We start from the raw sequence: 22,524 nt of genomic DNA on the forward strand, positions 1-22,524 counted from the left end.
TTTCCGGTGAAAGACGCTTTCCTTTCTCTAGGCAATGGGTCGTTATCGCAGAAAGGGAAGCCCGTGGCACAGAGGGTTCAGGTCATTCTGGAAGACGATCTCGACGGCGGATCCGCGGACGAGACGGTGACGTTCGCCCTGGACGGCGTGGCCTACGAGATCGACCTGAAGAGCGACAACGCGGAGAAGCTGCGCGTCCTGCTCGCCCCGTACGTCGAGAAGGGCCGCAAGCAGAGCGGCCGGCTGACCGCGCCGCGGCGCGGCGGCAGCGGCGGGCGGAGCTCCGGGCGGGCCTCCTCGGCCGGTCAGGCCGACACCGCCAAGATCCGCACCTGGGCGAAGGAGAACGGCCACGCGGTCAACGACCGCGGCCGCGTCCCGAGCAACGTGCGCGAGGCGTACGAGCGGGCCCACGCCTCCTGAGCCCGCGGCCCTCAGCGGGCGGGCGGCAGGCCCAGCCGTTCCCGCGCGCAGGCGTCCGCCAGGGCGTCCAGCAGGCGGAGCAGGTCGGGCGAGCGCAGGTCCAGGGCGGGGCGTCCGGCCCCGGCCCGCAGCCAGTCGGCGCTCCGCGGCTCGGGCACCCGGGGGTCTCCCGGGTGCGCCGCGCCCGTTCCGATCGGCAGCCGCAGCTCCGGCCCCCAGCCGAGCCAGCGGAGCAGGTCGGGCACCGGCTCGGCGGCCCCGGGGGCCAGGAGGAAGGCCGCCCGGTCGGCCCGCCGCAGCACCGGCCCGGTGCGGTGCCCGAGGCGCTCCAGGCGGCCCAGCGCGGCCCGGGCGGGCCCCAGCGGGGCGGTAACCCGGTCCGACCCGCGCCAGAGCGCGGCCGCGGGCGGTACGGCCGGGGCGAGCGGCGGCGGACGGGTCACGACCTGTGCAACGCTGGAGGGGCCGGGCGGTCACGCGACCGCCACCGGTACGGCGGTACGCCGCCCGCGACCGACCTGATGGTCCGTCACCCCGCGGACCGGGTCGGCGGACTTCTCGCCAGGCGAACACGCACCCCGCGGAAACCGCGCGAAACCCGCCGGATTACCGGGTATGAATGCTGGTGGACGGGGTCTTCGGAGCCCGGACGCAGCACGTCGCGGGGCCGGTCAGCCGGTTCCACCGAACCGTGTTCGCCGTTGGCGTAGCGGGATCCGGTGCATCGGGCCCGTCGCTGGGAACACCGTCTCCCAGCATCAGGTTGGGAAAGGTGTCGGCTGGTCGCGCAGCATGTTGCTCCCGCTCCGCGGGAGTTCCGTAGCCGCGCTGCTGAGCGGGACTAGCATGCGGAAGGACAGGGCGGGGACGGCCCCCGAACTGACCGACCGCTCTGAGGAGCGATTAACGATGTTCGAGAGGTTCACCGACCGCGCGCGGCGGGTTGTCGTCCTGGCACAGGAAGAAGCCCGGATGCTCAACCACAACTACATCGGCACCGAGCACATCCTCCTGGGCCTGATCCATGAGGGCGAGGGTGTCGCCGCAAAGGCGCTGGAGAGCCTCGGCATCTCGCTCGAGGCGGTCCGCCAGCAGGTCGAGGAGATCATCGGCCAGGGCCAGCAGGCCCCGTCCGGCCACATCCCCTTCACCCCCCGGGCGAAGAAGGTCCTGGAGCTGTCGCTCCGCGAGGCCCTCCAGCTCGGCCACAACTACATCGGCACCGAGCACATCCTGCTCGGCCTGATCCGCGAGGGCGAGGGCGTCGCCGCCCAGGTCCTGGTGAAGCTCGGCGCCGACCTGAACCGGGTGCGCCAGCAGGTGATCCAGCTGCTGTCCGGCTACCAGGCCGGCAGCGGCAAGGAGTCCGCCACGGCCGGCGGCCCGGCCGAGGGCACCCCGTCCACCTCCCTGGTGCTCGACCAGTTCGGCCGCAACCTGACGCAGGCCGCCCGCGAGGCCAAGCTCGACCCGGTGATCGGGCGCGAGAAGGAGATCGAGCGGGTCATGCAGGTGCTGTCCCGCCGCACCAAGAACAACCCGGTGCTGATCGGCGAGCCCGGCGTCGGCAAGACCGCCGTGGTCGAGGGCCTGGCCCAGGCGATCGTCAAGGGCGAGGTCCCGGAGACGCTGAAGGACAAGCAGCTCTACACGCTGGACCTCGGCGCCCTGGTCGCCGGCTCGCGCTACCGCGGTGACTTCGAGGAGCGCCTGAAGAAGGTCCTCAAGGAGATCCGCACCCGCGGCGACATCATCCTGTTCATCGACGAGCTGCACACCCTGGTCGGCGCGGGCGCCGCCGAGGGCGCGATCGACGCCGCCTCCATCCTGAAGCCGATGCTGGCCCGCGGTGAGCTGCAGACCATCGGCGCCACCACGCTGGACGAGTACCGCAAGCACCTGGAGAAGGACGCCGCGCTGGAGCGCCGCTTCCAGCCGATCCAGGTCGCCGAGCCCTCGCTCCCGCACACCATCGAGATCCTCAAGGGCCTGCGCGACCGCTACGAGGCGCACCACCGGGTCTCGATCACCGACGCCGCCCTGGTCGCCGCCGCGACCCTGGCCGACCGGTACATCTCGGACCGCTTCCTGCCGGACAAGGCGATCGACCTGATCGACGAGGCCGGTTCCCGGATGCGCATCCGCCGGATGACCGCGCCGCCGGACCTGCGCGAGTTCGACGAGAAGATCGCCGAGGTGCGCCGGGAGAAGGAGTCCGCGATCGACGCGCAGGACTTCGAGAAGGCCGCGTCGCTGCGCGACAACGAGAAGCAGCTGCTCCAGGCGAAGGCCAAGCGGGAGAAGGAGTGGAAGGCCGGCGACATGGACGTCGTGGCCGAGGTGGACGAGGAGCTCATCGCCGAGGTCCTGGCCACCGCCACCGGCATCCCGGTCTTCAAGCTGACCGAGGAGGAGTCCTCGCGCCTGCTGCGCATGGAGGACGAGCTGCACAAGCGGGTCATCGGCCAGGAGGACGCCATCAAGGCGCTCTCCCAGGCGATCCGCCGCACCCGGGCCGGTCTGAAGGACCCGAAGCGCCCCGGCGGCTCGTTCATCTTCGCCGGCCCGTCCGGCGTCGGTAAGACCGAGCTGTCCAAGACCCTGGCGGAGTTCCTGTTCGGGGACGAGGACGCGCTGATCGCGCTCGACATGTCCGAGTTCTCGGAGAAGCACACCGTCTCGCGGCTGTTCGGCTCCCCGCCCGGGTACGTGGGCTACGAGGAGGGCGGCCAGCTCACCGAGAAGGTGCGCCGCAAGCCGTTCTCGGTCGTCCTCTTCGACGAGGTCGAGAAGGCCCACCCGGACATCTTCAACTCGCTGCTGCAGATCCTGGAGGACGGTCGCCTGACCGACTCCCAGGGCCGGGTCGTGGACTTCAAGAACACGGTCATCATCATGACCACCAACCTCGGCACCCGGGACATCTCCAAGGGCTTCAACCTGGGCTTCGCGGCCACGGGCGACGTCCAGACCGGCTACGAGCGGATGAAGGCGAAGGTCGGCGAGGAGCTCAAGCAGCACTTCCGCCCCGAGTTCCTCAACCGCGTCGACGACATCGTGGTCTTCCACCAGCTGTCCGAGGCGAACATCATCGAGATCGTCGACCTGATGATCGCGAAGGTGGACCAGCGGATGAAGGACCGGGACATGGGCATCGAGCTCACCCCGGAGGCCAAGAGCCTGCTGGCGAAGCGCGGCTACGACCCGATCCTGGGCGCGCGTCCGCTGCGCCGCACGATCCAGCGGGAGATCGAGGACCACCTGTCCGAGAAGATCCTGTTCGGTGAGCTGCGGGCCGGCCACATCGTGGTCGTCGGCGTGGAGGGCGAGGGCAAGGAAGCCAAGTTCACCTTCCGCGGCGAGGAGAAGTCCCCGGTGGCGGACACTCCGGCGGCGGTCTCGGCGACCGGGCCGGACCTGACCAAGTAATAGCGCCGCAAAGCGTTCCGCAAGCCGCCGCCCCCGACCCGACCAGGTCGGGGGCGGCGGCTTTTTCGCATCCCGCTCTTCAGTTGAAAAACTGTTTAGGTTTCCGTGTGCTGTGAATGCGGGCCCCGGGAGCCGCCGAACGGGTGCGACACGCCACGGTGCGGGCACGACCGAACCGCGCCCTCCACGGGATGCGAGTAGATTGACGGATCGTCAGTCGATCGGAGTTGCGGGAGCATAGCGGCGTGGCCATGCCATGGTCAAGGTCTTTCTTTTTTACCGGACCTTGGGTCAAATGTCGTCCACCTGTCTTGCATTGGTACACCGGTCCGGCCACCAGCCCCACCGGTAAGGGGAGGACGTCACCACGTTGAAAATAACCAAGAGGGCTGTCGCGGCTTCCGCCGCCGTCGCGGTGACCGCCGCGCTGGGCGCCGGGATGCTGCCGGGCACGGCCGCGGCCGCCCCGGCCGACACCAGGATCACCGACCCGGCCGACGTCATCCAGAACGACAGCGTCCCGCGCGAGCTGCAGAGCCCGCTGGCCGAGAAGCAGCAGGCCGAGCAGACCGCCGCGGTGGAGCAGCTGGTCAACGGCACCGCGAAGGTCGAGCAGCACGGCAGCGGCTCCTCGATCAAGCTGGGCCGTGACAAGTACGTCGAGCTGTCCCGCGAGCGCACCGACAAGATCTTCACGATCCTCGTCGACTTCGGCGACCAGGTGGACACCACCACCAAGACCGCCGACGGCAAGGTCAAGTACGGTGGCACGCCCGGCCCGGCGCACAACCAGATCGCCGCTCCGGACCGCGCGAAGGACAACTCGACGGCCTGGCAGGCGGACTACAACCAGGCGCACTACCAGGACGTCTACTTCGCGAAGGACAAGCCTTCGCTGAAGACCTACTACGAGCGCCAGTCCTCCGGCCGGTACTCGGTCGACGGCCTGGTCACCGACTGGGTGCGGGTGCCGTGGAACGAGGCCCGCTACGGCTCGGACTACTGCGGCCAGCACGTCTGCGCCAACGCGCAGGACCTGATCCGCGACGGCATCAACGCCTGGGTCGCCGACCAGAAGGCCAAGGGCCGCACCGACGCCCAGATCAAGGCCGACCTGGCGCAGTACGACCAGTGGGACCGTTACGACTACGACGGCGACGGCAACTTCAACGAGCCGGACGGCTACCTGGACCACTTCCAGATCGTCCACGCCGGTGAGGACCAGTCGGCCGGCGGCGGCGTGCAGGGCACCGACGCGCTGTGGGCGCACCGCTCGTACGCGTACGCCAACCAGGCGGGCAAGACCGGCCCGGACAACAACAAGCTCGGCGGCACCCAGATCGGCGCCACCGGCCTGTGGGTCGGCGACTACACCATGCAGCCGGAGAACGGCGGCCTGGGCGTGTTCGCCCACGAGTACGGCCACGACCTCGGCCTGCCGGACCTGTACGACACCACCGGCACCCCCGGCGTCGACAACTCGGTCGGCTTCTGGTCGCTGATGTCCTCCGGTTCCTGGCTGGGCGAGGGCAAGAACGAGATCGGCGACATGCCGAACGACCTGGACGTCTGGTCGAAGCTCAAGCTGGGCTGGCTGAACTACGACACCGCCAAGGCCGGCCAGACCTCGCTCTCGCTGCTGGGCCCGGTCGAGTACAACACCAAGCGCAAGCAGGGCCTGGTCGTCAACCTGCCGCCGAAGACCGTCACCACCGAGATCAACACCCCGTTCGAGGGTGGCAACGAGTGGTGGAGCGGCAGCGCGGACGACCTGAACGTCTCGCTGACCCGTGACGTCGACCTGACCGGCAAGACCTCGGCCACGCTGACCGCGAAGGCCTGGTACGAGCTGGAGACGGACTACGACTACGCGTACGCCGAGGTCTCCACCGACGGCGGCAAGAACTGGACCGCGCTGGCCGGCACCTTCAACGGCGCCGCGCTGCCGGACAACGCGATCAACGGCAGCTCGAACGGCGCGTGGGGCGACCTGTCCTTCTCGCTGAACGCGTACGCCGGGCAGGCCGTCAAGGTCCGCTTCCACAACACCACCGACGGCGGCGTCCACTACAAGGGCCTGGCCCTGGACAACATCGCGGTGACCGCGGACGGCGCTGCGCTGTTCACCGACGGCGCCGAGAACGGCGACAACGGCTGGACCGCGGACGGCTTCTCGCGGATCTCCGGCAAGTTCTCCAAGGACTACGACCAGCACTACCTGGTCGAGAACCGCCAGTACGTCTCGTTCGACACCACGCTGAAGACCGGCCCGTACAACTTCGGCTCGGCCGCGCGTCCGGACTGGGTGGAGCACTACGCCAACCAGAACGGCATCCTGATCTGGCTGTGGGACTCCTCGCAGTCCGACAACAACGTGGCCACCCACCCGGGCCAGGGCCTGATCCTGCCGGTCGACGCCCACCCGGCGCCGATCAAGTGGAACGACGGCACGCTGATGCGTCCGCGCTTCCAGTCGTACGACGCGACCTTCGGCTTCGAGCGCACCGACGGCCTGAGCCTGCACAAGGCCGACGCGCTCACCAAGATCCCGAGCTCGCGCGGGGTGACGGTCTTCAACGACCACACCACCAAGTACTGGTTCAACGAGAACCCGTACAGCGGCGTCCAGGTCCCGGACACCCGCACCCAGATCGAGGTGCTGTGGCAGTCCGGCAACAACCTGGAGGCCATGATCAAGGTCTCTCCCGTCCGGAAGTGACCGTCTGATCGGTAAAACGTGCGGGCCCCGGCGGTCTCCAGACCGCCGGGGCCCTTCGCGTGCCCGGGGGGGGTACGGCCCGGGGGCGGGGCGGGTCAGAGCAGGGCGAGGAAGGCCTCCAGGGCCTCGGCGACCTCCTTGGCGCTCCACTGCTCGGCGTCGGCGAGCACCGTCACCTCGGTCATCGACAGGCCGGGCAGCGGGCCGGGCTCGCGCCAGCCGCCGAACAGCGCGACGCCCTGCTCCTCGGCCTGCCGGTAGCCTGCCTCGTTCAGCCGGTCGGCGGGGTGCGGCAGCCAGAACTGGAACTGGTGGGTGTGCGGCGGGGCGGGGTTGACCCGGGCACCGGGGGCCTCGGCGAGGGCGGCGGCGACCACCTTGGCGTGCGCCACGTACCCGGGCAGGCGGGGCAGCTCGCGCTCCAGGCCGGCCAGCGCGGAGAGCGCCGCGGGCCACTGCTGCCAGAGGTTGCCGCCGTAGCGGTGCCGCCAGACCTTGATCCGGCGGACGTACTCCTCCTCGCCCGCGACCAGGGCGCCGCTGTGGCCGCCGAGCGACTTGTAGCAGGAGACGTACACCGACCCGGCCCGGGCGCAGACCTCCGGCAGGGTACGGCCCAGGTGCGGGGCGGACTCCCAGAGCCGGGCGCCGTCCAGGTGGACCGGTCGGCCCTGCCGCTCGGCCAGCTCGTACAGCGCCTCCAGCTCCGCCCAGTCGGGCAGCACGAAGCCCGCGTCGCGCAGCGGCAGCTCCAGCATCAGCACGTCGTACGGCTCGTCCAGGGCGGCCAGCTCGGCGGCGGTGGGGTGCCGCCGGGCGCCGGGCTGCGGGACGCTGCGCAGGCCGGAGAGCACCTGGTGGGCGCGGCGCTCGTGCACCTCGGGGTGGGCGAGCGGGTGCATGGCGACCACCGGGCCGTGGGTGTCGGCCCAGGTCTTCAGGGCGGCCTGCTGGGCCATCGTCCCGGTCGGGAAGTAGGCGGCGTCGGGCTTGCCGAGCAGTTCGGCGGTGCGGCGCTCCAGGGTGCGGACGATGCCGTTGCCGTACATGTCGACGGGCTCGTCCAGCGGGTGGGGGCCGTCGGCCAGGGCGGCGAGGGCGGCCAGCGACTCGCGGACGGTCTGCGGGCGGCTGCCGGAGAGCAGGCGGTCGGCCTGGCGGCGGGTGCGGAAGCGGCGGTCCAGAACAGGGGTGTCGTTCATCAGCTGATCATCTCCGACGGTGGGGTGGATCGGATGGTGCAGCTGGTGCGAAAGCCGGTTGTACCCGGCCCGGTTCGGCCCCAAACCGGGCGGCTTCCGGTGGCGCTGCTCACAGCACATTTCCGACATACGACCCGGGATAGGAGGTTTGGGGCGGGAAAACCCGGGCTGCCCGTTGACCCGGAGGGCCCTTTTGCCCGACTTGTGCACTACCGACCGTCGTAGGTCACACTCTTGGGCCTGCGCGTCCGGGTCGTTTACACCGGAGTCGTTGCACCAGTTCGGCGAGCCGCACCGGCTCGGCCCCGCGCTGGCCCCGTCCGTGAGGTTCCGACTCCCGATGCGTTCTCTCCCCGCCACCGGCCGCCGGCTTCTCCAGGCGACCACCACTCGCCACGTCCGCTCGGTGCTGTCCGCCCGCCCGCTCACCACGGCCCGACTGGCCCCCGCCAAGGCGCTCGCCTCCGGCGCGGCCGTGGTCGCCGCCGGTGCGCTGCTGGTCCCGACCGGCCAGGCCCTCGCGCAGGGCTCGCACCCGGCCGACCAGGCCGCCACCACCGTCACCGCCACCGCCCAGGGCGCCCAGGGCACCGAGAGCGGCAGCACGCAGTCCTTCCACCTGCCGAACGAGCCCGCCGCCGAGAGCGCGCAGACCAAGAGCGTCAAGGACACGCTCGCCGCGGCCCTGGAGCAGAGCACCGCGCAGCACGGCGGCGGCCAGGACGAGCAGGCCAGCCGCAGCGAGCAGCGCACCGGGCTGGTCGTCCCCGGGCAGGCGCCGAGCACGGCCCCGGCCCCGGGCCAGCAGGCCACCGAGCAGGCCGCGGCCCCCGCCGCCGAGCAGCAGCAGAGCGCGCAGCCGCAGGCCGCCACCCCGGCCCCCGAGCAGCCCGCCGAGCAGCAGGCGGCCCCCGCGCCGGCCCCGGCCCCCGCGCCGGCTCCCGCCCCGGCCCCCGCTCCCGCCCCGGAGCCGGCCAAGCCGTCCTGGTCCTCCCCCGCGCCGGGCGCGACGATCAGCAACCCGTACCACAAGACCAACGCCGCGTACGCGGCCGGCTACCACACCGGCACCGACTTCGCGGTCTCGGTCGGCACCCCGGTGCTGGCGGTCGGTGACGCGACCGTGGTGTCCTCCGGCTACGCGGGCGCCTACGGCAACCAGATCGTGCTGAAGCTCTCCGACGGCCGCTTCGCGCAGTACGCGCACCTGTCGCAGCTGGGCGTGAAGGCCGGGCAGCACGTGGACGCGGGCCAGCAGGTCGGCAAGTCCGGCAACACCGGCAACTCGCACGGCCCGCACCTGCACTTCGAGATCCGCACCGCGAACCAGTACGCGAAGGTGATCGACCCGGTCGGCTACCTGAAGCAGCACGGCGCCAGCAACTTCTGATCCGCCGCCCGCCGCTCCCCCGCCGCCCCGCCTCCGAGCCGTCCGCGCCTACCGCGCGGACGGCTCGATGCGTGCCGCGACCTCCAGGGCGACCTCCAGCGCGGCGTCCATCGCCTCCTCGACCGAGGCGACCGGCTGGCCGGGCTCGCACAGCTCGGCCTTGAGCAGGAACATCGCCGAGTGCATGGAGGTCAGCGCGACGGTGGCGCGCAGCTTGTCGCGGAAGGTCGGCTCCGGCCCGTGCAGCAGGGTGATCATCCGGATCATCCGGTCCTTGAACGCCAGCCCGGCCGCGGACTCCCGCAGCGCGGGCTGGTTCTCGTGGAAGAAGCGCAGCAGCGGGGCCCGCTCGCCCATCCCGGCCGCGAACCGGCGCAGCAGTTCGTCGCGCAGCGCGGGCGACCAGGGCTTGCCCTCGCCGTAGGCGATCGCGTCGTCGAGCGGGGCGGCCATCTTCTCGACGATGCCGCGGACGATGTCGTCCTTGGTCTTGAAGTGGTAGTAGAGGGCCGCCTTGGTGACGCCGAGGCGGTCGGCGATCTCCCGCAGCGAGGTCTTCTCGTAGCCGTGCTCGGCGAACAACTCCAGGGCCACGTCGATGATCCGCGCTCTGGTGTCGCTGCGGGGGCTCTGGGTGGTGGTCATCGCGGGAGGCCTGCCTCGGTGAGCGGGTGGGGACGGGTGTCAAGGCGCGGTTCTGTTGGCATTCTCCCTGCCCAGGGGCGCTGTTCCGAAACTGGCTTGACGACCGGCTAGGGAACAACCTACCGTGCCGGACGACGATTAACTAGCCGGTCGTCAAGTAAGTACCGCCGCGGCACCCCGCGGCACCTGCGCCCCGGGAGAGACGCACCATGACAACCCAGCAGTCAGCGGCGGTTCCGGAGGAACCCGTCGTCGAACTCGGGAAGCCCGACGAGTTCGAGCAGCGCCCGCACCGCGAGATCCGCCTGGTGATGGTCGGCCTGGTGATCACCATGCTGCTCGCCATGCTCGACAACCTGATCGTCGGCACCGCGATGCCCCGCATCGTCGGCGAGCTGAACGGCGCCGAGCACATGTCCTGGGTGGTGACGGCCTACACCCTGGCCACCGCCGCCTCCACCCCGATCTGGGGCAAGGTCGGCGACCTGTACGGCCGCAAGGGCTCGTTCCTGGTCTCGATCGTGATCTTCCTGCTCGGCTCGGCGCTGTCGGGCATGTCGCAGAGCATGACCCAGCTGATCATCTTCCGCGCCGTCCAGGGCCTGGGCGCCGGCGGTCTGATGGTCGGCGTGATGTCGATCATGGGTGCGCTGGTCGCCCCGCGCGACCGCGGCAAGTACCAGGGCATGTTCGCCGCCGTGATGGCGCTGGCCACCGTCGGCGGCCCGCTGATCGGCGGCTTCATCACCGACCACCTGAACTGGCGCTGGACGTTCTACGTCAACCTGCCGCTGGGCGCGATCGCGCTGGTCTTCATCGTCGTGGTGCTGAAGCTGCCCAAGGTCCGCTCCACCGCGAAGATCGACTACTTCGGGGCGATCCTGCTCACCGTCGGCATCGTCTCGGCCGTGCTCATCACCACCTGGGGCGGCCACGAGTACGCCTGGGGCTCGAAGCAGATCCTCGGCCTGGGCGCGCTCGGCGTGGCCTCGCTGATCGGCTTCTGCTACGTCGAGCAGCGGGTCGCCGAGCCGGTCATCCCGCTCCAGCTGTTCCGCAACCGGAACTTCACCATGGTCTCGATCATCGGCTTCATCGTCGGTTTCTCGATGTTCGGCGCGGTGACCTTCCTGCCCACCTACCAGCAGATCGTGCAGGGCGCCTCGGCGACCAACTCCGGCCTGCTGCTGATGCCGATGATGTTCGGCATGCTGGTGGTCTCGCTGGTGGTCGGCCAGGCCATCACCAAGACCGGCAAGTACCGGATCTTCCCGATCATCGGCACCACCGTGATGGCGGGCGGCTCGCTGCTGCTGTCCACCCTCGCCGTGGACACCGGCAAGTTCGCCTCCTCCTGCTACATGGTGGTGCTCGGCGCCGGCATGGGCTTCCTGATGCAGGTCACCATGCTGGTCGCGCAGAACAGCGTGGAGATGAAGGACATGGGCGTCGCCTCGTCCTCCGCCACCCTGTTCCGCACCATCGGCGGCTCCTTCGGCGTGGCCCTGTTCGGCACGCTCTTCGTCAACCAGGTCAACGGCTCGGTCAAGCACCTCCCGCCGGAGGTGCTGCAGAAGATGGCGCAGCAGGGCGGCGGCGAGGGCATGTCGGCGATGAACCCGGCCACCATGAAGAACCTGCCGCCCGAGGCGATCGGCGCCTACCAGCACGGCATCGCCAACGGCATGCACACCGTCTTCCTGTGGGGCGCGGTGATCAGCGTGGTCGCCATCGCCGCCTCGCTGTTCATCCGCGAGGTCAAGCTCCGCGGTGGCGCGGACGCCGCCGAGGCCAAGGCCGAGGCCGCCATGGAGGGTGCGCTCTGAGGTCCGCCCGCGGCCCGCGGGGGGGGGGGGGGGGGGCGCCCCCCCCCGGGGGGGGGGGGGGGGGGGGGGGGGGGGGGGGGGGGGGGGGGGGGGGGCGGGGCCGGGGCGGGCGCGGGCCCCCCCCCCCCCCCCCCCCCCCCCCCCCGGGTCTCGGGGGAGCGGACCGTCAGTTGACGATGTTGTCGACGTCCTTGAGGGCCTGCTTCCAGGCGCCGTCCGCGTCGGTCTTGCCCTGCTCGATCGAGGTCAGCGCGTTGCCGAGGGCGGTGCCGATCTCCGCGCCGTGCGCGCCGAGCGGCTGCGGGTTCAGGTCGCGGGCCGACTGGGAGAAGATCTTGCCGGTCGGGGCGTTGTTGAACAGCGGGTCGGTGTGCTCGGCGATGTCGGGCTGGGTCCACAGCGCCTGGTCGGAGGGGAAGTAGCCCTTCTCCTTGAAGAGCCGGGCCTCCTGCGCGGGGGCGGTCAGCCACTTGGCCAGTTCGGCGGCGGCCTTGGTGTGCTTGCCGGACTTCGGGACGGTCAGGTAGGAGCCGCCCCAGTTGCCGCCGCCGCCGGGGATCCTGGCCATGTCCCAACTGCCGCCGTCGGCGGGCGGGTTGGCCTTGAACTCGTAGCTCATCCAGGCCGGGCAGGCGACGGTGGCGAACTGGCTCTTCTGGAAGCCGGTGTCCCAGGCGGGGGTGAAGGCCTGGACGCCCGCGGACTCGCCGTCCTTGATGGCCCCGGCCACCAGGTCGAAGGACTGCTTGACGGCCGGGTTGGTGGTGACCACGACCTTGCCCTCGGCGTCGTAGACGCCCTGCGGGGCCTGGGCCAGGATCGAGGTGAACAGGTTGCCGCCGCTGTCGAACCAGCGGACGTCCTTGTTCGGGCTGTTGGCGAGGAACTGCTTGCCCGCGGCCAGGTAGGACGGCCAGTCCTTCATGAGCGCGGCGACCGCCTCGCGGTCGGTGGGCAGGCCCGCGGCCTTGAACAGGTCGCTGCGGTAGCACAGCGCCATGCCGCCCATGTCGGTGCCCAGGCCGAACAGCACCTTGCCGTCGGGGCTGGAGGCGGGGGCGGTCTTGGACGGCACCCACTGGTCCTTGCTGACGCCGTCGTCCAGGAAGTTGAGGAACTTCCCGGCCTCCGGCTGGAAGCCCGCGACCTGCCCGATCTCGATCGCCTCGACGTCGGCGGTGCCGGAGCCGGCCAGCAGGTGGGCGTGCAGGTTCTGGTGGTGCGCGCCCATGTCGGCGCGGTTCTCCTTGATGGTGATGTTCGGGTGGGCCTGCTCGTACTCCTTGTACAGGTCCGCGTAGCCGAAGTCGGAGAACAGGTTCACCGTGAGGGTGATCTTCGCGTTGGGGTCCTCGTCCGCGGACGAGCCGCCGCCGGTGCCGCTGGAGCAGGAGGTCGCGGCGGTCAGGGCCAGCACCAGCAGCGCGGAGCTGGCGAGCAGGCGGCCTCTCGGGCCGGTGCGGGGCAGGGCAACGGGCATGGAACGGCTCCTCGCGAGGGATGGCAGGTGGAGGCCCGGGAAGGCATGCTCTCGGAGAGCGCTCTCCCGGGTGGCATCCGGAGCTTGGTCGCTCCACCCGTCCCCCGTCAAGGGGTCGAGCAGCGGAACATCACTGCTGTAGTCGGTTTTCGACCACACTTCGCTGGCGAACGAACTGTCGCCGCCCTTGACACGGACGAAACAACGGGGCAACCATCACTGGCGTAGTGAGAGAGCGCTCTCCCTGATCCGGGCACCGGCCCTCGACGGTGCCGCCCCCACCCCCACCCGATCGGGAGCCCCGATGCCCGCCCCGCCCCCGCCCGCCCCCCGGCCCGTGCGGCCGACCACCTCCGCACCCCCGAGTCGCACCCCGCACCGCACCCAGCACCGCACCCTGGCCGCGGCCCTCGCCGCCGCGCTGGTCGCCGCGCTGGTCCTGCTGCTGCCCGCCGGCCGGGCCCAGGCCGCCCCCGTCCTGCTCTCGCAGGGCAAGACCGCCACCGCCTCCAGCACCGAGAACTACGGCACCCCCGCGTCCAACGCGGTCGACGGCAACACCGGCACCCGCTGGTCCTCGGCGAACACCGACCCGCAGTGGCTGCAGGTCGACCTCGGCGCGCCCGCCGCGCTCAGCTCCGTCACCCTGCAGTGGGAGGCGGCGTACGCCAAGGGCTACCAGATCCAGCTGTCCACCGACGGCACCACCTGGACCACCGCGTACACCACCGCCAACGGCGCGGGCGGCACCGAGACCGTCCCGGTCACCGGCACCGCCCGCTACGTGCGGATGTACGGCACCGCCCGTGCCACCGGCTACGGCTACTCGCTCTGGGAGTTCCAGGTCTACGGCGCCACCGGCGGCGGCCAGGGCTGCGGCACCGCGAACGCCGCCCGGGGCAAGGCCGCCACCGCCTCCAGCACCGAGAACTACGGCACCCCCGCGTCCAACGCCGTCGACGGCGACACCGGCACCCGCTGGTCCTCGGCCGCCGCCGACCCCCAGTGGCTGCAGGTCGACCTCGGCTCCGCGCAGAGCGTCTGCGGCACCTCGGTCAGCTGGGAGAGCGCCTACGCCAAGGCGTACCGGATCCAGCTGTCCACCGACGGCACCACCTGGACCGACGCCTGGAGCACCGCCAACGGCGCGGGCGGCACCGAGAAGCAGGACGTCACCGGCACCGCCCGCTACGTCCGCCTGTACGGCACCGCCCGGGCCACCGGGTACGGGTACTCCGTCTGGGAGTTCCAGGTGTTCACCGGCTCCGGCGGCAGCACCGGCCCCAGCCCGACCCCGACCCCGACCCCCACCGGCACCACCCCGCCCGGCAACTGGACCACCGTGTTCAGCGACGGCTTCGCGGGCGGCCCCGGCAGCGCCCCCTCCGCCGACAACTGGACGGTGCGCACCGGCACCTCCGAGCCCGGCGGCGCCGCCAACTGGGGCACCGGCGAGATCCAGAACGACACCGCCAACCCGGCCAACGTCGCGATCGACGGCAACGGCCACCTCAACCTGACCGCCGTCCGCGACGGCGGCGGCAACTGGACCTCCGGCCGGATCGAGAGCAAGCGCGGCGACTTCGCCGCCCCCGCGGGCGGCCAACTCCTGATCTCCGCACAGCTCAAGCAGCCCGGCGTCGCCGACGCCACCGGCTACTGGCCGTCCTTCCGCGCCATCGGCGCGAACGACCGCAGCGGCGGCTGGCCCGGCACCGGCGAGAGCGACATCATGGAGGACGTCAACGGCCGCAGCCAGACCTCCGCGACCCTGCACTGCGGCACCGCCCCCGGCGGCAACTGCAACGAGTACAACGGCATGACCAGCGGCCTCGCCTCCTGCCCCGGCTGCCAGAGCGACTACCACACCTACAGCCAGGTCATCGACCGCACCGTCAGCGACGAGCAGATCCGCTGGTACCTCGACGGCCGCCAGATCTGGCAGGTCAACGAGTCCCAGGTCGGCACCACCGACTGGAAGAACGCCGTCGACCACGGCTTCAAGCTGGTCTTCAACCTCGGCATCGGCGGCTCCTTCCCCGACAGCGTCTGCGGCTGCACCACGCCCGCCGCCACCACCACCTCCGGCGGCGCGCTGTCCATCGGCACCGTCACCGTCGCCACCACCACCGGCACCGCCCCCGCCGCCCTCGCCGACCCGCCCGTCCCCACCGGGAAGAGCACCGTCAAGGTCACCGGCAGCCAGGGCAACTGGGCGCTGAGCGTCAACGGCCAGCCCTACCAGCTCAAGGGCGTCACCTGGGGCCCCGCCCAGTCCACCGCCGACGCGCACATGCGCGACCTCAAGGCGATGGGCGTCAACACCCTGCGCACCTGGGGCACCGACGCGGCCAGCAAGCCGCTGCTGGACGCCGCCGCCGCGTACGGGCTCAAGGTCGTCAACGGCTTCTGGCTCAACCAGGGCGCCGACTACGTCAACGACACCGCCTACAAGACCAGCACCCTCGACAGCGTCAAGCAGTGGGTGACCACCTACAAGGACCACCCCGGCGTGCTGATGTGGGACGTCGGCAACGAGGTCATCCTCACCACCCAGGACCACGCCTACAACGGCGCCACGGTGGAGCAGGAGCGCGTCGCCTACGCCCAGTTCGTCGAGCAGGTCGCCCAGGCGATCCACGCGATCGACCCCGACCACCCGGTCACCTCCACCGACGCCTACACCGGCGCCTGGGCCTACTACAAGCAGTACGCCCCCAGCCTCGACCTGCTGGCCGTCAACTCCTACGGCGCGGTCTGCAACGTCAAGCAGGACTGGATCAACGGCGGTTACACCAAGCCGTACATCGTCACCGAGTCCGGCGACGCGGGCGAGTGGGAGGTTCCGGGCGACGCCAACGGCGTCCCCACCCAGCCCACCGACACCCAGAAGCGCGACGGCTACACCAGCGCCTGGAACTGCATCACCGGGCACACCGGCGTCTCGCTCGGCGCCACCCTGTTCAACTACGGCACCGAGAACGACTTCGGCGGCACCTGGTTCAACCTGATCCCCGGCGGCTGGAAGCAGCCCGCGTACTACTCCGTCGCCAAGTCCTACGGCGGCAGCGCGAAGAGCGGCAACACCCCGCCGGTGATGCCGAACGTCACCCTGAGCAGGACCTCCGACGTCCCGGCCGGCGGCACCTTCACCATCAGCGCGCCCGCCACCGACCCCGACGGCGACCTGGTCCGCTACCAGCTGTACAACAGCTCCAAGTACGTGGACGGCGGCACCGGCTTCAGCCAGGTCCGCTTCACCCAGACCGGCGACGGCCAGTTCACCGCCACCGCGCCCAGGACCCTGGGCGTCTGGAAGGTCTACGTCTACGCCTACGACGGCCACGGCAACGTCGGCATCGAGTCGAAGTCCTTCCGCACCGTCGCCCCCACGCCCGGCGGCACCAACGTCGCCAAGGGCAAGGCCACCACCGCCTCGACCTACCAGGCCACCGGCAACGGCGCCCCCTACCCGCCGTCCAACACCACCGACGGCAACTGGTCCACCCGGTGGGCCAGCGACTGGGCCGACCCGCAGTGGCTCCAGGTCGACCTGGGCCAGAGCACCTCGTTCAAGCACGTGCAGCTCGGCTGGGAGTCCGCGTACGGCAAGGCGTACCAGATCCAGACCTCCAACGACGGCACCACCTGGACGACGGTGTACACCCAGGCCAACGGCACCGGCGGCATCGAGGACATCGACGTCAACGGCAGCGGACGCTACGTCCGGGTCGCCATGACCCAGCGCGGCACCGCCTACGGCTACTCGATGTACGAGTTCGGCGTCTACGCCTGACGACCGGACGACGCCGGGGCGTCCGGACCGTGCCACCGGACCGGACGCCCCGCCGAAGAGCACCCGGTGCCGCGCGGCAGGGAGCGCCGCGCGGCACCGGGCCCCCACCCACCCTTCCTCACCCGGAGGTCCGATGAAACACCGCACCTCGCGCGGCGCGCCCCACCGCACCGCGCTCGCCGGAGCCGTCGCCGCGATCCTCGCGGCCGGCGCCCTCACCGGCGGCGTCCTCGCCCAGCAGGCGACCGCCGCGACCGACCCGCTGATCAGCCAGTCCAAGCCGGTCACCGCCTCGTCCGTGGAGAGCGCCAACTTCCCCGCCGCGGCCGTCGCCGACAACAACCTCGCCACCCGCTGGGCCAGCGCCTGGACCGACTCCCAGTGGGTCCAGATCGACCTCGGCGCCACCGCGAGCATCAGCCACGTCGAACTCGACTGGGAGGCCGCGTACGCCAGCGGCTACCAGCTGCAGACCAGCAACGACGCCACCAGCTGGACCACCGTCTACACCAAGGCCAACGGCACCGGCGGCACCGAGCAGATCGACCTCGCCGGCAGCGGACGGTACGTCCGGCTCAACCTCACCAAGCGGGCCACCGGCTACGGCTACTCGGTGGAGGAGTTCAAGGTCTACGGCCAGGTCTCCACCGCCACCACCGGCTACGTCCTGGCCAACCCCCAGGTCACCGGCGCCACCCCGGCCACCGGCAACCCGCCGCACGCCTACTTCCACGAGTTCCAGGCCAACTGCACCGCCACCCACGACCTGCCCGACGACCCGATCGTCTACCCGGGCAAGCCCGGCGCCTCCCACATGCACACCTTCATGGGCGCCCTCAACACCAACGCCAACTCCACCCTGGAGTCGTTGCAGGCCAGCACCACCAGCTGCCTCGCCCCCGGCGACAGGTCCGGCTACTGGATGCCCACCATGTACGACGGCAACACCCCCGTCGACCCGGTCGGCCTGCAGACCATCTACTACAAGAGCGGCATCAACGACTACACCGCCGTCCGCCCCTTCCCGGCCGGCCTGCGGTTCGTCGTCGCCAGCCCCACCGACAGTGCCACCGACTTCGCCACCCACCCCGGGTACGTGGCCGGCTGGGAGTGCGGCACCAGCTACCGCACCTCCGACCTGCCCACCGAGTGCCCCGGCGGCGGCCAGATCGGCATCCGCTTCCAGGCCCCCAGCTGCTGGAACGGCCTGTACCTGGACACCCCCGACCACAAGAGCCACATGGCCTACCCCATCGACGGCGTCTGCCCGGCCGACCACCCGGTCGCGCTGCCGATGATCGAGTTCAAGATGGCCTTCCCGGCCAACCTGGACCACCTCTCCCAGCTCCACCTCTCCAGCGGACGGGGATTCTCCTTCCACTACGACTTCTTCAACGCCTGGGACGCTCCGACCCTGGCCGCGATGGTCAACCACTGCATCGTCGGTGGCCTGCAGTGCGACCCCCGCGGTTACGACCAGAACCAGCCCGGCAAGGGCGCGGCGCTCAACGAGCAGTACCTTCTGCCGTAAGCCCTGAGCCGTAGCCCCACCGCGGACCCCGGCCCCGCCGCCACGGACCCCACATCCGGCGGCGGGGCCGGCCCGCGCCCCACCCCCACGGAGGACCACCGATGAGGCTTCGCCGCACCGCCGCGCTGCTCCTGCTGCCCCTGCTCGCCGCCGTCGGCTGCGGGTCCGGCACGACCCCCGCGGCGGGGCCCCCGCCCACCGCCCCGTCCGCCGCGGCGCCCTCGTCGTCCGCGGCGCCCTCGTCCGGCGCGCCCGACCGGCCCTCCGACGCCACCTCGATGATCTGCAACCCGTACTTCCGGCAGGAACTCGCCGGAGCGCTCGGCACCGACATCGCCCAACCCCTGGCCCCCACCTGGGAGAAGCGCGTCTACAGCTGCGAGTACCGCTACGCCCGGGGCAGCATGACGCTCTCGGTCAAGGAGCTGCCCGACGCCGCCACCGCGCTCGCCCAGTACGACGGCCTGCGCGGCAGTGCCGGGGCCGTCACCGACCTGAACGGCCTGGGCGAGGCCGCGTACAAGCGCGCCGACGGCACCACGGTGGTGCGCAAGGACAGCTTCGTGCTCACCGTCGACGTCGCCAAGCTGCCCGAGACCTTCGGCACGCCCCCGCGCAGCCGCGCCGACGTCGCCGTGATGACCGCCACCACCGTCATGATCTGCTGGCAGGAGCACAGTTCCTGACCGGACGCGGCACCGGACGGCCGCTGCCGACCGGGTGCGACCGGGGGAGCGCCCCCGGCCGCGCCCGGATCGGGCGTGCCCTGGCGGGTGTCGGGGAGACCGGTGCGACCAGGCTCCGGAGCGGGCTGGGAGAGCGCTCTCCCAGCGTGCTATAAAGGGCCCCATGAGCAGCGAAGCCCTCAAGCGCGCCACCACCCTGGAGGACGTGGCGCGGGTCGCGGGCGTCTCCCGGGCCACCGTCTCCCGCGTCATCAACGGCGTCCGCAACGTGGACCCGGCGATCCAGGACGCCGTCCGCCAGGCCATCACCCGCACCGGCTACGTCCCCAACAGTGCCGCCCGCTCGCTGGTCACCCGGCGCACCGGCGCCCTCGCCCTGGTCATCTCCGGCAGCGACGCCCCCGAGACCCCCGACCACCACGTCGGCGGCGAGATCTTCGCCGACCCCTTCTTCGGACGCGTCGTCAGCGGCGTCTTCACCGGCCTGCGCCCGCTCGACCTGCACCCCGTCCTGATGCTCGCCGACAGCGCCGAGGCCCGCGACAAGGCGCTCACCTACCTGCGGCAGGGCAACGCCGACGGCGCCATGGTCGTCTCCACCCACAGCCGCGACCCGCTCCCCGCCCAACTCCTCGCCGCCGGGATCCCCACCGTCCTGTTCGGCCGCCCCCCGACGCCGCTCTCGCTCTCCTGCGTCGACCTCGACAACCGCGAGGGCGGCCGGATCGCCGCCGACCACCTGCACGCCCGCGGCCGCCACCGCGTCGCCGCCATCTCCGGCCCGCTCGGCGTCCGCGCCGCCCGCGACCGGCTCTCCGGCTTCCGGGAGGCGATGGCCGACCACGGGATCCACCAACTCCCGCACGTCGAGGGCGACTTCACCCGCGAGGACGGCGAACGCGCGATGGCCTCGCTGCTGCGCCGCTACCCCGACCTGGACGGCGTCTTCGCCGCCAACGACCTGATGGCCCAGGGCGCCCTCGCCGTCCTCGCCGAACACCGGCGCCGCGTTCCCGAGGACATCGCGGTGATCGGCTTCGACGACTCCTCCGCCGCGACGGCCGGCCGCCCCCACCTCACCACCGTCCGCCAGCCGGTCGAGGAGATGGCCGCCGAGATGACCCGCGTCCTGCTCGACCACCTCGCCCGACCCGGCCGCGCCGCCACCACCGTCCTGTTCGAACCCACTCTGATCGAGCGCCAGTCCGCCTGAACGGCACGCCGGGCGCGGCCGGGGCCCGGCGGCGGGCCCCGGCCGTCGGCGGTGGGTGCGGCCGGGCAGCGGGCCCCGGCCGTCGGCGGTGGGTGCGGCCGGGCAGCGGGCCCCGGCCGTCGGCGGTAGGTCACCAGACGGGGGCGACCAGCTCCCCGGTGGCGGCGTCGCGGACGGTGATGGCCTCGACGGGGCACATCTCCGCGGCCTCGGTCAGTTCGGCGGAGCCCTCGGTGGCCGGGCGGGCGGGGGTCGCGCGGCCGTCGGGGGCGAGGGAGAGGTCGGCGGGGGCGGTGCGGGCGCACAGGCCGCTGCCGATGCAGCGGACCCGGTCGACCGTCACGACCAGGGGCGGGGCGTCGCTCACCAGGACACCTCCAGGCGGAGCGGGCTGCGGGTGACCAGGCCGGTGCGCCACTCGATGCGGTCGACGGGGGTGGCCAGCCGCAGGTCGGGCAGGGCGCGGGCGAGGTGGTGCAGGCCGAGTTCGAGCTCCATCCGGGCCAGCCAGGCGCCCAGGCAGTGGTGCGGTCCGGCGCCGAAGGTCAGCGACGGGGTGCCGAGCGGGGCGAATAGGTCGAGCGGACCGGGCGGGTAGACCTCCGGGTCGGCGTTGGCGGCCACCGCGTCGGCGGCCACGACCGCGCCCGCCGGGATGGTCACGCCGCCGATCTCCACGTCGGCGGTGGCCCGGCGCAGCGAACCCGGCGCGGTGGTGCGGTCGCCGAGCGGGACGGTGCGCAGGAGCTGCTCGGTCGCCGCGGCGGCCGCGGCCGGGTCCGCGCCGATCCGCCGCCAGGCCCCGGCGCGGTCCGGGTGGCCGGGCTGGTCCGGGCGTTCGGTGCGGTCCGGGTCGAGCAGGTAGACCAGGGCGTTGCCGAAGCTGGTCATGGTGGTCTCGTGACCGGCGATCACCAGTCCGATGGTGAGCGAGGTGATCTGGGCCTCCGTCATGCCGCCGGTCTGGTCGGCGGCCTGCACCAGCGAACTCACCAGGTCCTCGCCCGGGTTCTTCCGGCGCTCCTGCACCAACTGGTGCCCGAACGCGCCGAACTCCCGGATCGCCGCCCCGATCTCCTCGGCGCTGTACGCCGTGGTCGACAGCGCGTGGTCGCTCCAGCGGCCGAGTCGCTCGGTGTCCAGGCCCTCCAGCTCCATCAGCCGGCTGATCACCCGCACCGGCAGCGGCTTGGTGAGCGCCTCCACCACCTCGACCGGCGACCCCGCGGCGACCAGGTCGCCCACCAGCTCCCGCACCACCCCGTCCACCCAGGGCCGCCAGCGCTCGATCGCCCGTGGCGTGAAAGCGCGTTGGACGGTGCGGCGGATCGCCTGGTGCTCCGGCCCGTCGCTGTTCAGGATCGAGGACGGGTCGTCCAGGATGTTCGGCGTCAGCGTGACCGGCGGGGCGTCCGGCGCGTACAGCGGGGCCCGGCCCAGGTCCGGGTGGGCGAGCGCCTGCCGGACGTCCGCGTGCCGGGTCAGCACCCACACCGGCGTCCCGGTCGGCAGCGCGGCCAGCCGGGGCGGACCGGCCTCGGCCCGCAGCAGGCAGTGCAGCGGCACCAGCGGCTGCGCGCCGGGGGCGTCGGTGGCGTCGGTGGTCGCGTCGCTGGTCGCGTCGGTGGTCATCCGTCCTCCTGACAAGGCACCTGCAGGACCGGGGCCCGCCGCCGGGCGGCGGTCCCCACCACCGACCGTAGGCGGCCCGCCCGCCCGCGCGTAGGACGCAAACCGGCCACCCGCGGGCCGGACGGGTGGAGGACCTCGTCAGTCGGCGACGACGGCCAGCGCCTCGACCTCGATCAGCACCTCCGGCCGGAACAGCGCCGCGACCTGGACGGCCGAGCTCGCGGGCGGCCGCGCGGTGTCCACGTGCTCGTCGCGGGCCTTGCGGACGGCGGGCAGGTACGCCACGTCGGTGACGAAGACGGTGAACTTCACGACGTCCGAGAACCCGGCCCCGGCCGCCGCCAGGCAGCGCCGCAGGTTCTCGAACACCTGCCGGGCCTGGGCCTCCGGGTCGCCCGCGCCGACCAGTTCACCCCGCTCGTCGAACGCGACCTGCCCGGAGACCTGGACCAGCCGCCCCGTCCCGGTGACGACCTGCGTGTAGCCGGTGCCCGGAGCGACGCCCGGCGGCTCGTTGATGTGGGTGAGGTGAGAAGAGCTCATGGCGGCCAT

15 protein-coding genes and 2 pseudogenes are annotated in these 22,524 nt (G+C 71.9%); 10 read left to right on the top strand and 7 right to left on the bottom strand.

The features are described 5' to 3' along the window. The first annotated feature begins 63 nt into the window (after positions 1-63). Positions 64-423 (top strand): Lsr2 family protein, encoded by a 360-nt coding sequence (locus ACFY00_RS13025; RefSeq protein ID WP_388030478.1) that lies wholly within the window; start codon positions 64-66, stop codon positions 421-423. Positions 424-434: 11 nt separating this feature from the next. Here the strand turns inward: ACFY00_RS13025 and ACFY00_RS13030 are convergent, their stop codons facing one another. Beyond that, complete coding sequence (locus tag ACFY00_RS13030) at positions 435-866, bottom strand: hypothetical protein (protein WP_388030481.1); 432 nt, start codon at positions 864-866, stop codon at positions 435-437. Positions 867-1,332: 466 nt separating this feature from the next. Between ACFY00_RS13030 and ACFY00_RS13035 the strand changes: the two genes are divergently transcribed. Both ACFY00_RS13035 and ACFY00_RS13040 read left to right on the top strand, forming a co-directional pair. Further along, the gene (locus ACFY00_RS13035; RefSeq protein WP_388030484.1) at positions 1,333-3,852 is read left to right on the top strand and encodes an ATP-dependent Clp protease ATP-binding subunit; all 2,520 of its coding nucleotides are present in this window, start codon (positions 1,333-1,335) and stop codon (positions 3,850-3,852) included. 439 nt (positions 3,853-4,291) lie between these two features. Continuing rightward, entirely contained in the window at positions 4,292-6,571 is a 2,280-nt protein-coding gene (locus ACFY00_RS13040; RefSeq protein WP_388030688.1) for an immune inhibitor A domain-containing protein, read from the top strand. Positions 6,572-6,666: 95 nt separating this feature from the next. Here the strand turns inward: ACFY00_RS13040 and ACFY00_RS13045 are convergent, their stop codons facing one another. Beyond that, positions 6,667-7,773, bottom strand: coding sequence for a threonine aldolase family protein (locus ACFY00_RS13045; protein WP_388030485.1), 1,107 nt, complete (start codon positions 7,771-7,773; stop codon positions 6,667-6,669). 340 nt (positions 7,774-8,113) lie between these two features. Between ACFY00_RS13045 and ACFY00_RS13050 the strand changes: the two genes are divergently transcribed. Beyond that, a complete protein-coding gene (locus ACFY00_RS13050) occupies positions 8,114-9,163 on the top strand; it encodes a M23 family metallopeptidase (RefSeq protein ID WP_388030487.1) in 1,050 nt (349 codons plus the stop codon). A 48-nt stretch (positions 9,164-9,211) separates the two neighbouring features. Here ACFY00_RS13050 and ACFY00_RS13055 read toward each other — a convergent pair whose 3' ends face one another. Next, the gene (locus tag ACFY00_RS13055) at positions 9,212-9,808 is read right to left on the bottom strand and encodes a TetR/AcrR family transcriptional regulator (protein WP_388030490.1); all 597 of its coding nucleotides are present in this window, start codon (positions 9,806-9,808) and stop codon (positions 9,212-9,214) included. 209 nt (positions 9,809-10,017) lie between these two features. Between ACFY00_RS13055 and ACFY00_RS13060 the strand changes: the two genes are divergently transcribed. After that, the gene (locus ACFY00_RS13060) at positions 10,018-11,634 is read left to right on the top strand and encodes an MDR family MFS transporter (RefSeq protein WP_388030491.1); all 1,617 of its coding nucleotides are present in this window, start codon (positions 10,018-10,020) and stop codon (positions 11,632-11,634) included. A gap of 166 nt (positions 11,635-11,800) precedes the next feature. On the opposite strand, the gene ACFY00_RS13065 is transcribed toward ACFY00_RS13060, so the two are convergent. Continuing rightward, a complete protein-coding gene (locus tag ACFY00_RS13065; protein ID WP_388030494.1) occupies positions 11,801-13,114 on the bottom strand; it encodes an extracellular solute-binding protein in 1,314 nt (437 codons plus the stop codon). A 304-nt stretch (positions 13,115-13,418) separates the two neighbouring features. Between ACFY00_RS13065 and ACFY00_RS13070 the strand changes: the two genes are divergently transcribed. The 5 genes and pseudogenes from ACFY00_RS13070 (at position 13,419) to ACFY00_RS13090 (ending at position 20,340) form a co-directional block, all read left to right on the top strand. Further along, the gene (locus ACFY00_RS13070; RefSeq protein ID WP_388030496.1) at positions 13,419-16,910 is read left to right on the top strand and encodes a discoidin domain-containing protein; all 3,492 of its coding nucleotides are present in this window, start codon (positions 13,419-13,421) and stop codon (positions 16,908-16,910) included. Positions 16,911-17,043: 133 nt separating this feature from the next. Continuing rightward, positions 17,044-17,463, top strand: a pseudogene (locus ACFY00_RS13075) (discoidin domain-containing protein); the annotation flags it as partial. Positions 17,464-17,568: 105 nt separating this feature from the next. Then, positions 17,569-18,441: pseudogene (locus tag ACFY00_RS13080) on the top strand (DUF1996 domain-containing protein); the annotation flags it as partial. A 101-nt stretch (positions 18,442-18,542) separates the two neighbouring features. After that, complete coding sequence (locus ACFY00_RS13085; RefSeq protein WP_388030499.1) at positions 18,543-19,127, top strand: hypothetical protein; 585 nt, start codon at positions 18,543-18,545, stop codon at positions 19,125-19,127. 163 nt (positions 19,128-19,290) lie between these two features. Then, positions 19,291-20,340 carry a LacI family DNA-binding transcriptional regulator gene (locus tag ACFY00_RS13090; RefSeq protein WP_388030501.1) on the top strand — a complete coding sequence of 350 codons (1,050 nt, stop codon included), beginning with the start codon at positions 19,291-19,293 and terminating at the stop codon, positions 20,338-20,340. A gap of 130 nt (positions 20,341-20,470) precedes the next feature. Here ACFY00_RS13090 and ACFY00_RS13095 read toward each other — a convergent pair whose 3' ends face one another. The 3 genes from ACFY00_RS13095 to ACFY00_RS13105 all read right to left on the bottom strand — a co-directional run bounded on the left by ACFY00_RS13095 (position 20,471) and on the right by ACFY00_RS13105 (position 22,515). Continuing rightward, complete coding sequence (locus ACFY00_RS13095; RefSeq protein WP_388030503.1) at positions 20,471-20,707, bottom strand: ferredoxin; 237 nt, start codon at positions 20,705-20,707, stop codon at positions 20,471-20,473. Beyond that, positions 20,704-21,972 (bottom strand): cytochrome P450, encoded by a 1,269-nt coding sequence (locus ACFY00_RS13100; RefSeq protein ID WP_388030506.1) that lies wholly within the window; start codon positions 21,970-21,972, stop codon positions 20,704-20,706. The genes ACFY00_RS13095 and ACFY00_RS13100 overlap by 4 nt, the downstream gene beginning before the upstream one ends. A gap of 138 nt (positions 21,973-22,110) precedes the next feature. Beyond that, positions 22,111-22,515, bottom strand: coding sequence for a RidA family protein (locus tag ACFY00_RS13105; protein ID WP_388030509.1), 405 nt, complete (start codon positions 22,513-22,515; stop codon positions 22,111-22,113). Positions 22,516-22,524: the final 9 nt, after the last annotated feature.

The sequence above is a fragment of the Kitasatospora sp. NPDC001540 genome (genome assembly GCF_042894345.1).
GTDB lineage: Bacteria > Actinomycetota > Actinomycetes > Streptomycetales > Streptomycetaceae > Kitasatospora > Kitasatospora phosalacinea_C.